Source organism: Brevibacterium yomogidense (genome assembly GCF_900163715.1).
GTDB classification, from domain to species: Bacteria; Actinomycetota; Actinomycetes; order Actinomycetales; family Brevibacteriaceae; genus Brevibacterium; species Brevibacterium yomogidense_A.
The window spans coordinates 535,339-548,047 of record NZ_FWFF01000001.1; the positions used below are offsets into that span (position 1 = coordinate 535,339).

Annotated in this window: 12 protein-coding genes; 9 read left to right on the forward strand and 3 right to left on the reverse strand. The window is 70.2% G+C overall.

Features of this window, described 5'->3' with window-relative positions:
• Window positions 1-82 precede the first annotated feature (82 nt).
• A complete protein-coding gene (locus FM105_RS02185; RefSeq protein ID WP_087003968.1) occupies window positions 83-991 on the reverse strand; it encodes a LysR family transcriptional regulator in 909 nt (302 codons plus the stop codon).
• Between the two features lie 218 nt (window positions 992-1,209).
• Between FM105_RS02185 and FM105_RS02190 the strand changes: the two genes are divergently transcribed.
• From FM105_RS02190 to FM105_RS02200, 3 genes are read left to right on the forward strand one after another with little or no spacing between them, the layout of a single operon-like run.
• Window positions 1,210-2,232, forward strand: coding sequence for a putative F420-0 ABC transporter substrate-binding protein (locus FM105_RS02190; protein ID WP_087003971.1), 1,023 nt, complete (start codon window positions 1,210-1,212; stop codon window positions 2,230-2,232).
• A gap of 14 nt (window positions 2,233-2,246) precedes the next feature.
• Window positions 2,247-3,323 (forward strand): putative F420-0 ABC transporter permease subunit, encoded by a 1,077-nt coding sequence (locus tag FM105_RS02195; protein ID WP_087004310.1) that lies wholly within the window; start codon window positions 2,247-2,249, stop codon window positions 3,321-3,323.
• A complete protein-coding gene (locus FM105_RS02200) occupies window positions 3,320-4,279 on the forward strand; it encodes an ABC transporter ATP-binding protein (RefSeq protein ID WP_087003974.1) in 960 nt (319 codons plus the stop codon). The genes FM105_RS02195 and FM105_RS02200 overlap by 4 nt, the downstream gene beginning before the upstream one ends.
• Here the strand turns inward: FM105_RS02200 and FM105_RS02205 are convergent.
• On the reverse strand, window positions 4,204-5,202 hold the full coding sequence (locus tag FM105_RS02205; RefSeq protein WP_087003977.1) for a TIGR03557 family F420-dependent LLM class oxidoreductase: 999 nt from the start codon (window positions 5,200-5,202) through the stop codon (window positions 4,204-4,206). The genes FM105_RS02200 and FM105_RS02205 overlap by 76 nt on opposite strands.
• 110 nt (window positions 5,203-5,312) lie before the next feature.
• On the opposite strand from FM105_RS02205, the gene cofE reads away from it, so the two are divergent.
• Both cofE and cofC read left to right on the forward strand, forming a co-directional pair.
• Window positions 5,313-6,143, forward strand: a complete 831-nt coding sequence (gene cofE, locus FM105_RS02210; protein ID WP_087003980.1) for a coenzyme F420-0:L-glutamate ligase — start codon at window positions 5,313-5,315, stop codon at window positions 6,141-6,143.
• On the forward strand, window positions 6,140-6,880 hold the full coding sequence (gene cofC, locus FM105_RS02215; RefSeq protein ID WP_087003983.1) for a 2-phospho-L-lactate guanylyltransferase: 741 nt from the start codon (window positions 6,140-6,142) through the stop codon (window positions 6,878-6,880). Before cofE ends, cofC begins: the two co-directional genes overlap by 4 nt.
• On the opposite strand, the gene cofD is transcribed toward cofC, so the two are convergent.
• Complete coding sequence (gene cofD, locus FM105_RS02220; protein WP_256970157.1) at window positions 6,822-7,859, reverse strand: 2-phospho-L-lactate transferase; 1,038 nt, start codon at window positions 7,857-7,859, stop codon at window positions 6,822-6,824. The genes cofC and cofD overlap by 59 nt on opposite strands.
• A 264-nt stretch (window positions 7,860-8,123) precedes the next feature.
• Here cofD and FM105_RS02225 point away from each other — a divergent pair, with 264 nt between their 5' ends.
• From FM105_RS02225 to npdG, 4 genes are all read left to right on the forward strand, one after another.
• Window positions 8,124-8,966, forward strand: coding sequence for a nitrilase-related carbon-nitrogen hydrolase (locus FM105_RS02225; RefSeq protein WP_087003986.1), 843 nt, complete (start codon window positions 8,124-8,126; stop codon window positions 8,964-8,966).
• A 63-nt stretch (window positions 8,967-9,029) separates the two neighbouring features.
• Window positions 9,030-10,058, forward strand: a complete 1,029-nt coding sequence (locus FM105_RS02230; RefSeq protein WP_087003989.1) for a TIGR03842 family LLM class F420-dependent oxidoreductase — start codon at window positions 9,030-9,032, stop codon at window positions 10,056-10,058.
• Window positions 10,059-10,265: 207 nt separating this feature from the next.
• Window positions 10,266-11,873 carry a uracil-xanthine permease family protein gene (locus tag FM105_RS02235; protein ID WP_087003992.1) on the forward strand — a complete coding sequence of 536 codons (1,608 nt, stop codon included), beginning with the start codon at window positions 10,266-10,268 and terminating at the stop codon, window positions 11,871-11,873.
• Between the two features lie 140 nt (window positions 11,874-12,013).
• Window positions 12,014-12,709, forward strand: a complete 696-nt coding sequence (npdG, locus tag FM105_RS02240; RefSeq protein ID WP_087003995.1) for an NADPH-dependent F420 reductase — start codon at window positions 12,014-12,016, stop codon at window positions 12,707-12,709.

Sequence of the window (12,709 nt, forward strand, 5' to 3'; positions counted from 1 at the left end):
TAACATGCATCGGTGGAGAGGCTCGCCAGTGAAATCGATGAGTCGCCGGTGCTCAGTCCGTGAGCCTTCGGTTCACCAGCCCTCAGTCCGCGGTCGGCAGGTAATGCGCGGTGCAGGCGCGGACGAAGGCCTCGGCCCGGCGGGTCAGTCGCATGTGGGCCGGCCAGACGACGACGACCTCGATGCCGGGCAGTTCGTCGAGCAGCTCGAGCGCGACGAGATGCGCTCCGGAGTATGTCGCCGGCGTCGGGTGCTGGTTCAGCAGCGCGAAGCCGTGGCCCATCGCGGCGAAGGATCTCACGGTCTCGTAGTCGTTGAACCGGTACCGCACGTTCGGGGCGACGCCCACGAGCCGGAACAGCTGGTCGTAGTAGTCCCGCGAGTAGGGCAGATCGAGCTGGATGAACGGTTCGTCCGCGACATCGGCGAGGCGGATCGCACCGGCACCGGCGGCGGGGTGGTCGGCCGCGACGAAGACGTGCGGTCGGACGGTCTCGAGCACCCGCGTCTCGAACCCGGATCCCAGCCCGTGCGCGTACATGAGCGCGACCTCGCAGGCCCCGCTCGTGAGCGCCGCGCGGACCTCCTCGAGATCGCCGGCGACGAGGTCCACGTCGACGCCCGGGTGCTGCTCCTCGAACGTCGTGAGCACGCGGGGGAAGCGGAAGGGCGCGATGGGTGCGTAGACGCCGACGGTCAGCCCCCCGCTCAGGGTCCCGCCCAGCAGGGACCCCTCGTCCGTCAGGGCCGCGGCGCCCTCGAGGAACGACTGGGTGCGGGCGGCGAACTGGCGGCCGGCGGACGACAGCGTGACGCTCCGGTTGGGGTGCCGGATGAAGAGCTGGACCCGCAGGCCGCGCTCCAGCTGGGCCACCGCGGTGGACACGGCGGACTGGGACACGTGGAGCTCCTCTGCGGCGATCCGCATGCTCTCGTGGCGCGCGACCTCGTTGAAGTAGCGGAGCTGGTTGAGCGTGAACGGGAACTCCATGCTCCGATCCTGCCATGCGGAGCGGTTCGTCCCACAGACGCGACGCTTCGCAAGATCGGGGTCTTCCCCCAGGTGCGGACCGTCCAGTACGATCCGTTGCCAGTGGGACGCCTTGTCCACGATCCGCCTCCCGGCCGGGAGGAACGGCTGACTTCGCCGTCGGAGCACGCGGTCGCGCCTTCGCACCGCCCGCACCTGCCCTGCGTCGACGAGGACCCATGCGCCCACTCCACACCTGCTCCCTGCCCGTGCTCCTGTCCGCAGCCCTCCTGCTGTCCGCCTGCGGCGGGCCGGCCGATGCAGCTGACCCCGCCGCCGAGGCCGCAGAGACCGCCGCCGGCGACGACGGCTCCTCAGCCGGGGCCTCGGGCGCGGTCGACCTGATCGACAACTGCGGCACCGACCTGCGGGTCGAGTCGCCGCCCGAACGCATCCTCACCGTGAAGTCGACGGCGACGGAGCTCGTCCTGTCCCTGGGCCTGGGCGACCGACTCGTCGGCACGGCCTTCTCCGACGGTCCGCTGCCGGACGACCTCGCCGGGACGACCGATGCGCCGGAGATCTCCGACGGCGTCCCGTCCCAGGAGGCCGTCCTGGACCTGGGCCCGGACCTCGTCTTCGCGGGCTGGGAGTCCGCGTTCTCCGCCGACGGCGTCGGGGAGCGGGAGTCGCTCCACGAGTTCGGCGTGAGCACCTACGTCGCTCCCGCAGCCTGCCAGGGTGCCGGTGCCAAGCCGGAATCGCTGGACTTCGACAGGGTGTTCGACGACATCCGCGAAGCCGGTGCGCTGTTCGGCGCTGCGGAGTCGGCCGATGAGCTCGTCGCCGGGCAGCAGGAGCTGCTCGACGGGATCGAGCCGATCGGCGGAGAGCCCTCCGCGCTCTGGTACTCGTCCGGCACGGACACGCCGTACGTGGGCGCGGGCTCCGGCGCTCCCCAGATGATGATGTCCGCGGCGGGGCTCGACAACATCGCCGCGGACGTCGACGACACGTGGACGAGCCTGAGCTGGGAGGTCATCGCGGAGCGGGATCCCGAGGTCATCGTGCTCGTCGATGCCGACTGGAATTCGGCCGAGGACAAGATCGCCCGGCTCGAGGCCAGCCCAGTGACCTCCCAGCTGTCCGCAGTGCGCTCCGGGAACTACCTGCGGGTCCCGTTCGCCGCATCCGAGGCCGGAGTCCGCAACGCCGAGGCCGTCGGCTCGCTCGTGCAGCAGCACGCGGACCTGGCGGGGTGAGTCCCATGCTGCGGATGAGGAGGGCTGCACCGCCGCGTGGGCCGATCGCGTCGACGGGTGATCGCGATCCGCGTCGCAGCGCTGGGCGCTTCCGCCCGCTCGCAGTCATCGGGATGCTCGTGGCGGCGCTGCTGGGATCGATCGCCCTCGCCGTGACGCTGGGGCCCGCGGACCTGCGCGTGACCCAGGTCGTCGCGAGTGTGCTGGCCCGGATGGGCGGTCCGGATCCGGGACTCACCCCCATCGAGGACGGCATCATCTGGAGCCTGCGCCTGCCCCGCATCGTCGGCGCGGCGGTCGTCGGCGCGGGACTCGCGCTCTGCGGAGCGGTCATGCAGGCGACGACCCGCAACCCGCTCGCGGACCCGTACCTCCTGGGCCTGTCGTCCGGCGCGTCCGTCGGCGCGGTCATCGCGCTGGTCCTGGGCCTGCAGGCGCTCCTGCCGGTCGCCGCGTTCCTCGGGGCGATGGTCGCGCTCGTCGGCGCACTGGGACTCGCCCACCTGGCCGGCGGGCTCACGCCGGCCCGGACGATCCTCGCGGGCGTCGCCGTGTCCTCGCTGGGCGGGGCGCTCACGAGCCTGCTCATCTTCTGGCACGCGCAGGGCGACTCCTACCGCGACATCCTCAGCTGGATCATGGGCTCTCTGAGCGGGGTGGAGTGGAGCGCGACGGCGCTGGCCGCCGGTGCGCTGCTCGTCGTCGGCCTGCCGATCATGGCTGCGGCCCGTCTGCTCGACGCGTTCGCATTCGGCGACTCCGCCGCAGCCGCACTGGGCGTGCGCGTGGGCGCGGTGCGCTGGTCGATGCTCGCCGCGACCGCCGTCCTCACCGGTGTGCTCGTGTCGATGAGCGGCGCGATCGGCTTCATCGGACTCGTGGTCCCGCATGCGGCCCGGCTGTTCGTGGGGCCGGGCTATCGGACGCTCCTGCCCGTCTCCGCGCTGGTGGGGGCGATCCTCCTCGTGTGGGCGGACACCGCCGCGCGCACGGCCTTCGATCCCCGGGAGCTGCCCGTGGGCATCGTCACCGCGATCATCGGCGCACCGCTCTTCGCGCTGCTGCTCGCCCGTCGGAAGGGGGACTCATGAGGTTCGGGGACGGCTTCGGAGACGGTCTCGGGGACCGCGGGTGGACGGTTGAGCACCTCACAGTCGACCTCGACGGCACCCGGATCGTCGACGACGTGAGCATCGCACTGCCGCCTGGTGCGGTGGTCGGGGTCATCGGCCCGAACGGCGCGGGGAAGTCGACGCTGCTGCGCGGCCTCGCCGGCGTCCTGCCCGCAGCGGGCGCGGTGATGGGGTCAGGCGAGGACCTGCTGCGGCTGACTCCTCGCCGCCGTGCGCGCGTGCTCGCGCTCGTCGAGCAGAACGCCCACACCGAGGAGCGGCTGACCGTTCGCGAGGTCGTCGAGCTGGGTCGTGTGCCCCACCAGCCGCTGCTGGCGTTCGGCGGGGCGGATCCTGACGACGCCGCCCGCGTCGAGGAGGCACTGGAGGTCGCAGGCTGCGCCGCGCTCGCCGAGCGTCGCTTCACGACCCTGTCCGGCGGCCAGCGGCAGCGGGTGGGACTCGCCCGCGCACTCGCGCAGGAGCCGCAGCTGCTGCTCCTCGACGAGCCGACCAACCACCTGGACCCCCACGCGCAGCTGAGCATCCTCCGACTGCTGCGCCGGCTCGCGGACGCAGGGCTCACGGTTGTCACCGCACTGCACGACCTGTCCCATGCGGCCGGCGTCTGCGACTCCGTCGTCGTCCTGCGCGACGGGCGCCTCCACGCGGCAGGGGATCCGGAGGCCGTGCTCACCCCCGGCCTCATCCGGGAGGTCTACGGCGTCGACGCCCACGTCCTGCGCCATCCGCGCAGCCTCGATCCGGTCTATGCGCTGAGCCTGCCGGAGGAAGATCAGGCCGGGAGCCTCCGCGGGACGGGCGGACTCGAGGACCCGTGGGCCCAGGCGGATGCGGCTCAGAGGCCCCGGAGCCGCGGCAGGACGGACGCGCCGAACGCCTCGACCCACGCACTCTGGTCGGCGCCCACGTGATGGAGGTACACGCGGTCGAAGCCCAGATCGAGGTGCGCCTGGATGTACTCCCGGTGCGCGTCGAGGTCGGAGGAGATGTGGACGTGCCCGGCGAAGTCCTCCGGACGCACCGTGCGCGCGAGCTGCTTGAAGTCGTACGGCGAGCGGATATCGGATTTGCGAAACGGCATGGCCCCGATCGGCCACCGCTCGAGCGCCTGCCGCATCGCCTCGTCCTCGGTGGGCGCCCACGACACGTGCAGCTGGACGATCTTCGTCATGGTCGCGGGATCCCGACCGGACTCGCGGGCGCCGTCGGCGAACCGCGACAGCAGCTGCGGCACGCGGTCCCCGGGTGCGCCCACCGTGATGATGCCGTCGGCGGACCGGCCCACGCGCTTCGCGGCGACGGGGCCGGAGGCGGCGACCAGGACCTCGGGCGCGGTGTCCGGCATCGTCCACAGACGGGTCGACTCCATCGAGAAGTAGCGGCCCGCATGTCGGACGTCCCGCTTCTGCAGGGACGCGGCGAAGAGCTTGCGGATGAGGTCGACGGCCTCGAACATGCGGTCGATCCGCTCGGGGGCCTCGGGCCAGTACTGGGCCACGACGTGCTCGTTGATCGCCTCGCCGGAACCGATCCCCAGCCAGTGCCGGCCGGGGAACATCGCAGCCGTCGTCGCGGACGCCTGTGCGACGACGGCGGGGTGCCAGCGGAAGCTGGGGGTGGTGACGCCCGGGCCCAGATCGCCTCTCGTGCGCTCGCCGATCGCGGACAGGACGCTCCACACGAACGGGGCGTGGCCGCCGTCGGGCAGCCACGGCTGGAAGTGGTCGGCGGCCATGACGCCGGAGAACCCGTGGGACTCTGCGCGCACCGCGAGGTCGACCGCAGCGCGCGGGTGGAGATGCTCGAGGCGCAGGGACAGACCGATCGACGCCATTCATGCCTCCCGAGGGGCAGGGGGAACTGCGGCAGGCGGTTCCCTGCGGCAGGCGCCCCGCGCGCCCCGGAGTGTCGTCACGACAGCAGCGGGAGCGAGAGGAGCACCCCATGACACTACAGATCACAGCGCTCGAGGGCATCGGCGAGATCCAGCCGGGAGACGACCTGGGCGCAATCATCGTCGATGCGATGGAGGATCCTGCTGCGGCGGGGGCGTCCGGCGAGGCCGCGGAGTGTGCCGGACTGCCCGGCGGGCTGCAGGACGGCGACATCCTCGCGGTGACGTCGAAGATCGTGTCGAAGGCGGAGGACCGGTTCGTGAGCGCCGACGACCGCGAGCAGGCGATCACGGATGAGACGGTCCGCGTCGTCGCGAGTCGGGAGACCCCCGGCGGCACGGTCCGGATCGTCGAGAACCGGCTGGGCATCATCGCCGCCGCCGCCGGAGTCGACAACAGCAGCGTGCCGGTCGGCACGGTGCTCCTGCTGCCCGTCGACCCGGACGCGTCCGCGCGCCGGATCGTCGACGCGGTGCGGCAGCGGCTGGGCATCCGCGTGGGCGTCGTCGTCACCGACACGCTGGGGCGGCCGTGGCGGGTCGGTCAGACCGATGCGGCGATCGGCATCGCCGGGATGCAGGAGGTGCTCGACTTCCGCGGGACGGTCGATGAGTTCGGACAGGAGATGAACGTGACCGTCACGGCGGTGGCGGATGCGATCGCGGCGGCGACGGACCTCGTCAAGGGGAAGGCCGCCGGGCGGCCCGTCGCGGTCGTGAGGGGGCTTGCGGAGCTCGTCGACCGGGAGGAGTCCTCGACCCCGCGGTCCGCCCGCGCTCTGCTGCGCGCCCGCGACGAGGACATGTTCCACACGGGCGCCGCCGAATCCTGGGCCGCCGGCTACGCGGCCGCGCTGCGCGAGCACGGGATCGAGCCGTGAGGACTCTCGCCTGGGATCTCATCATCCCGGTCAAACGGCTCGAGGCGGCGAAGTCGCGCCTGGCAGGGCTCGAGGCCGCAGACCGGCAGCGGCTCGCGCTGTCCTTCGCGACCGACGCGGTCGAGGCGGCCAGATCCGCGACGCGGGTCGCCCGCGTCCTCGTCGTCACGGAGGATGCGCTCGCCGCCGCCGAGCTGGGCCTGCGCGGCGCGACGATCATCGGCGAAACCCGCGGCCCGGGCCTCAATCCTGCGATCGAGGCGGGGATCGATGCGGCTCTCCTCGAGGATTCGGTGCGCCGCATCGCCGTCATGACAGGCGACCTGCCGGCGGTGTCACCGGAGGACATCGACGGGGCGCTCGCGCTCGCGGCAGCGCACCGGCGTGCGATCCTCGCCGATGCGGACGGCACCGGCACGGTGCTGCTCACCGGGAACCCGTGGGCCGGAGGCACCGCGGCACCGCCGTACCAGTCGTTCGGCGCGCGGGAGGTGCCGGAACCCGTCCGGCCGCACCCGCGGTTCGGATTCGGGTCCTTCGCACATCACGTCGCCGCGGGCCATGTGCCGTTGGCCGGTGCATTCCCCGGCCTGCGGCGCGACGTCGATACCCGCGTCGACCTCGAAGCGGCCCAAGGCCTGGGCCTCGGAGCGGCGACGGGCGCGCAGCTGGCGGTGCTCAGCCTCGGCTCATCCGCTCCGCGAGGTCGACGGCGGCCCGCGCCATCTCCGCGGTGACCGCGTCGTCTCCCATGAGCAGCGGGACGGCCGCGGCAGCGATGCCGGCCGCCTCGATCCGCGGCACCGACCCCGCGTCACGCGAGTCCACGAGCCAGCCGTCCAGCAGTCCGCCCACGGCGCGCGCCCCGTAGTGCTCGGCGACGCCGGCGGCGGAGACCTCGGCGCCCACCGCGGTGAGGCACTGCGCGGCCATGCCCAACAGGTGCGACCCGCCGATGATGGGTGAGAGCCCGACGACAGGCGCAGCAGCAGCGGCCAGCGCTTCCCGGATCCCGGGGATCGCGAGGATCGAGCCGACCGACACGATCGGGTTCGACGGAGCGAGGAGGACGAGGTCGGCCGATCCGATCGCCTCGAGGACGCCGGGAGCGGGCACCGCCGCCGAGGCCCCGGCCCGGACGAACTCGCGCGCCGGCAGCGCTGCCCGGTGCCTCACCCACCACTCCTCGAAGTGGAGGGTCTCGGTCTCGCCCACACGGACACGGGTCTCGACCTCGTGCTCGGTGGCGGGCAGGAGCGCGGCCCCCAGGTCCCACCTGGACGTGAGGACACGGGTGGCCTCCGCGAGGCCCCGACCCTCCCGCAGCAGCTGGCTGCGGGCGATGTGGGTCGCGAGGTCGAGGTCGCCCAGGGTGAACCAGTCGGCACCCACGCCGTAGGCGAGCAGCTCCGCGCTCACCCGCTCCGATTCCCCCGCGCGACCCCACCCGCGCTCCGCGTCATTGACGCCGGCGAGGCCGTACATGACCGAGTCGAGGTCCGGGCACACCCGCAGACCGTTGAGCCACATGTCGTCGCCGACGTTGACGATGCACGTGAGGGTGGAGCGCGGCTCGCCCTCAGCGGATCGGAGGAGGTGCCTCACCCCGCGGGCGAACCTCGCCCCGCCGACTCCGCCGGAGAGCACGACGATGCTGCGAGGACAGACGATGCTGCGAGGAAGACGGTCCCGATCGGTGTGCTGCGCGGTGTCCACGGCTGGGCCTCCTCAGGCGTCGGGGTGGACGATCCCGTTCATCCTCGCAGGTGACGGCACTGCCGGGAAGGGGCTGGGAGGGGGCTCATCGGTTTCAGTGGCGAGTCTGTTGCGAACTCGATGTTAGACACGTCACACTCCGGGGCTGAGGATGAGAGCAATCCCGTCGCGACCCCCACGCCGACGGAGACATCCACGAGGCATGACGCCCGACCCGGAGCCCGCCGGGCAGGCGTCCACAGCATCCCAGATCCGAGGAGACACATGGTTCGCGTCGCAGTCACCCAGACCACTTGGACCGGCGACAAGGAGTCCATGCTCGACAAGCACGAGCAGTTCGTCCGCGATGCAGCCGGGCAGGGGGCGGAGGCGATCAGCTTCCAGGAGCTCTTCTACGGCCCGTACTTCGGGATCACCCAGGACAAGAAGTACTACGCGTTCGCGGAAGCCGCAGACGGCCCGATCGTCCAGCGGTTCCAGTCGCTCGCGAAGGAATTGGGCATCGTCACGATCCTCCCCATCTACGAGGAGCAGATGCAGGGGGTCTACTACAACTCGGCAGTCGTCGTCGATGCCGACGGGACGAACCTGGGCACGTACCGGAAGAACCACATCCCGCATGTCGCGAACTTCTGGGAGAAGTTCTACTTCCGTCCCGGCAACCTGGGATGGCCCGTCTTCGACACGGCGATCGGCCGGATCGGGGTCTCGATCTGCTACGACCGGCACTTCCCGGAGGGGTGGCGGATGCTGGGCCTCGCGGGAGCGGAGATCGTGTTCAACCCGAACGCGTCCAAGCCCGGGCTGTCCAACCGGCTCTGGGAGCTGGAGCAGACCGCGGCAGCCGGCGCGAACCAGTACTTCGTCGCAGTCTCCAACCGGGTGGGACGGGAGGACAACGAGTACGGCGACGAAGCCGTCGACTTCTACGGCTCCTCCTACTTCGCCGACCCGCAGGGCAACTACGTCGGCGACATCGCTTCGCGCACGGACGAGGAGATCCTCATCCGTGACCTCGATCTGAGCCTGGTGCGCGAGGCCCGCGACAACTTCCAGTTCTACCGGGACCGGCGCCCGGACACCTACGGAACGATCACTGCTCCCTGAGCAGAGCCCACGCCGCGCCGGCGATCCCGGCGCGGCACCCCACGAATCGAAGGAGCATCAGCAATGGATTTCGGAGTCGTCATCCAGGCCAACCCGCCTGCAGCACGGACCATCTCTCTGGCCAAGAAGGCGGAGGAGCACAAGTTCACGAACTTCTGGACCTATGACTCCCACATCCTGTGGCAGGAGCCGTACGTCCTGTACTCGCTCATCCTCGACGCGACGAAGCGCATCAAGGTCGGCCCGATGGTCACGAACCCCGCGACGCGCGACCTCACCGTGACGGCCTCGACGTACGCGACGCTCAACCACCATTTCGGCAACCGGACGATCTGCGGGATCGGACGCGGCGACTCCGCGCTGCGCGTGCTGAACAAGAAGCCCGTGACGCTCAGGGAGTTCCGCGAATCGATCGGCACCATCCGGGAGCTCGCGAACTCCCGGTCCGTCGAGATCAACGGGTCGGAGATCCGCTTCCCCTGGTCGCAGGACTCCCAGCTGGACGTGTGGGTCGCGGCCTACGGACCGAAGGCGCTCGCCATCGCGGGGGAGACGGGCGACGGCTTCATCCTCCAGTGCGGCGACGTCGAGATCGCCGAATGGATGATCAAGACGGTCCGTGACGCCGCCGAGGCCGCAGGCCGGAACCCGGACGACGTCGCCTTCTGCGTCGCCGCCCCGTTCTACGTGACGGACGGCACGGAGGAGGGCTACCGCCACGCGATCGAGCAGTGCCGCTGGTTCGGCGGCATGGTCGGCAACCACGTCGCGGACATCGTCGAGCGCTACGGCGCGGACGGAACCGTGCCGAAGGCGCTCACCGACTACATCAAGAACCGCGAGGGCTACGACTACAACGACCACGGCCGATCGGGCAACAGCCATGTGGATTTCGTGCCGGATGAGATCGTGGAGCGCTTCTGCGTGATCGGCACGGCTGAGCAGCACGCGGAGAAGCTCGAGCAGTACCGGAAGCTGGGCGTCACGCAGTTCGCGGGATACCTGGACCATGACAACAAGGAGGAGACCCTGCGCGTGTACGGGGAGAGCCTGATCCCGCAGTTCACCGAGCGTCTGCAGGCGAAGTCGTGAGAGACGCCGGCCCGGCCCCGCGCCGGGGCCGGGCCGGCGTTCCTCCCTCGACTCCTCCGAGCCGGTGATCCGGGTCGCGACGACTTCGCGCGACCACGGGACTTCAGAAAGTACAGCAGCTCCCCAGACGTCACCTGAGAGATGTGCCTCCGGCAATGGCGCCGGAGGCACCTGAGTCGGCCACTGGAGCCGGACGAGGAGAGGACCATGTCAGCATTCGGATGGAAACTGCACGGTGATGGGAAGAGCGTCAAGCCGGGAGGCGCGGTTGCGCCCGGCGAGAGGCTGAGCTGGCCGCGGACGGCAGGACTGGGCGCTCAGCACGTCGTGGCGATGTTCGGGGCGACATTCGTCTTCCCGATCGTCATGGGGCTGAACCCCCAGTTGGCTGTGCTGATGAGCGGTTTCGCGACGATCATCTTCCTGCTCATGGTGAATGGGAAGGTGCCCAGCTACCTGGGCACCTCGGCGGCCTTCGTCGGCGGCGTCGCGGCGGTGACCGCGCAGGGAGGCACGCCGCAGCAGGTGACCGGTGCGATCCTCATCGCGGGCATCGTGCTCGCACTGGTGGGTGTCTTCATCCACTTCCTGGGTGCCGGGATCCTCACCAAGGTCCTGCCGCCCGTCGTCACGGGCGCGGTGGTCATGCTCATCGGATTCAACCTGGCGCCGGTCGTGGCCGGGGTGTACTGGCCGCAGGATCAGTGGATCGCCGTCATCGTGATGGTCGTCATCATCCTCATGTCCGTGGCTCTCAAGGGCTTCCTGGGCCGGATGGCGATCCTGCTGGGCCTGGTGTTCGGATATGCGCTGTCGTGGGTCTTCGACCGTGTCTTCGGTCAGATCACGGCCTACAACGCCACCACGGACGCAGTGGACACCCACTTCCGTGTGGACTGGTCCGGGGTGGCGGAGGCGTCGTGGATCGGATTCCCGCCGGCCACCGACGCCGCGGCCGGGATCGTGGGTTGGCACCTGCCGGAGTTCAACGCGGCGTTCATCATCCTCATGCTCCCCGCCGTCATCGCGCTCGTCGCGGAGAACGTGGGCCACGTGAAGGCAGTGGAGGAGATGACCGGTGATCGTCTCGACCCCTACATGGGCCGTGCCGTCGCAGCCGATGGTGTCGCGACCATCGTGGCGACCTCCATCGGCGGTTCGCCGACCACCACCTACGCAGAGAACATCGGCGTCATGGCGAACACCCGCGTCTACTCGACGGCGGCCTACTACGTCGCCGGCCTGGTCGCGATCGTGTTCGGCTTCTCACCGAAGTTCGGTGCCATCATCTCCGCGACCCCCGGTGGAGTGCTCGCCGGCATCACCGTCGTCCTCTACGGAATGATCGGCCTGCTGGGTGCGAAGATCTGGATCGAGAACCGCGTCGACTTCTCGAAGCCGATCAACAACGTCCCGGTGGCCGCCGGCATCATCATCGCGATCGGCGATGTGAGCCTCGTCGTCACAGAGACCTTCACGCTCGCCGGCATCGCATTCGGCACGATCGTCGTGCTCGTGATGTACCACGTCGCGAACTTCTTCGTGGGGAGCGAGGAGCGCGCAGACGATGATGATGCGGGAGGAACGATGATCGCAGTCGGCAGGGAGGGACACGACAGCCTCGAGTCCCTGCGGCTGCGGGAGAACTACGGCCTGTACGGTCATCGCGTGCTGGGCCGGACGCAGACGGGCGACCTCATCGTGGAGGAGACCCCGCGGAGCACGCCGGTGGACCCCGACGATGACGGCGGCCGCGCCGCGCATCGAGTCCGCACCGACCGATCAGTCGAAGAGGAGCGGACGCAGACTGACTGACGGTACTGACTGACGGTACTGAGCGGAGCCGCTGTGCACGTGCGGGAGCACGTGGGTCCCACGTGCCTGTCCCACGTGCGCGCACAGTGCGTGCACGTGGGACAGATGACCCACGTGGCACGGATGATCAAGGAGATGGAATGACGACTGGGGGAGACCAGATGGCAGAGTCGAAGAGCGTCGCGATCCTGGGGGGAACCGGGAACCTGGGTCACGGCATGGCCGTGCGCCTGGCTGGAGCCGGGCACACGGTGAGGATCGGATCCCGCGACGCAGGACGGGCGGAAGAGGCTGCACGGCAGGTCTCCGCCCTCGTCCAATCCGCCGCCGTCACAGGTGCCGACAACGGCGACGCCGCCGACGGTGCGGACTTCGTCCTCGTCGCAGTCCCCTTCGCCAGCCAGGCCTCGACTCTCAAGTCGGTGAAGGATCGGCTGCGTGAGGGGCAGATCGTCATCGACGCGTGCGTGCCGCTGGGCACTGCGATCGGGGGCAAGCCGACGCAGCTCACCGGTGTGTGGCACGGATCGGCGGCGGAGCAGGCTGCGGCGCTGGTTCCCGACGGCGTGCGCGTCGTCTCCGGCCTGCACACGCTCAGCGCCGACGATCTCTCCGATCCGGATCTGTCACTGGGTCAGGACACACTCATCTGCGGGAACAGCAAGGCGGACAAGACGGCGGTGACAGAGCTCCTCAGCACGATCGAGGGGCTGCGGGTCGTCGATGCCGGTCGGCTGGAGTCGAGCCGGATGGTCGAGGGCCTCACCCCGATCCTCATCGGCATCAACATCCGCTACAAGGTGCACTCCGGATTCCGGATCACGGGTCTGGAGTGA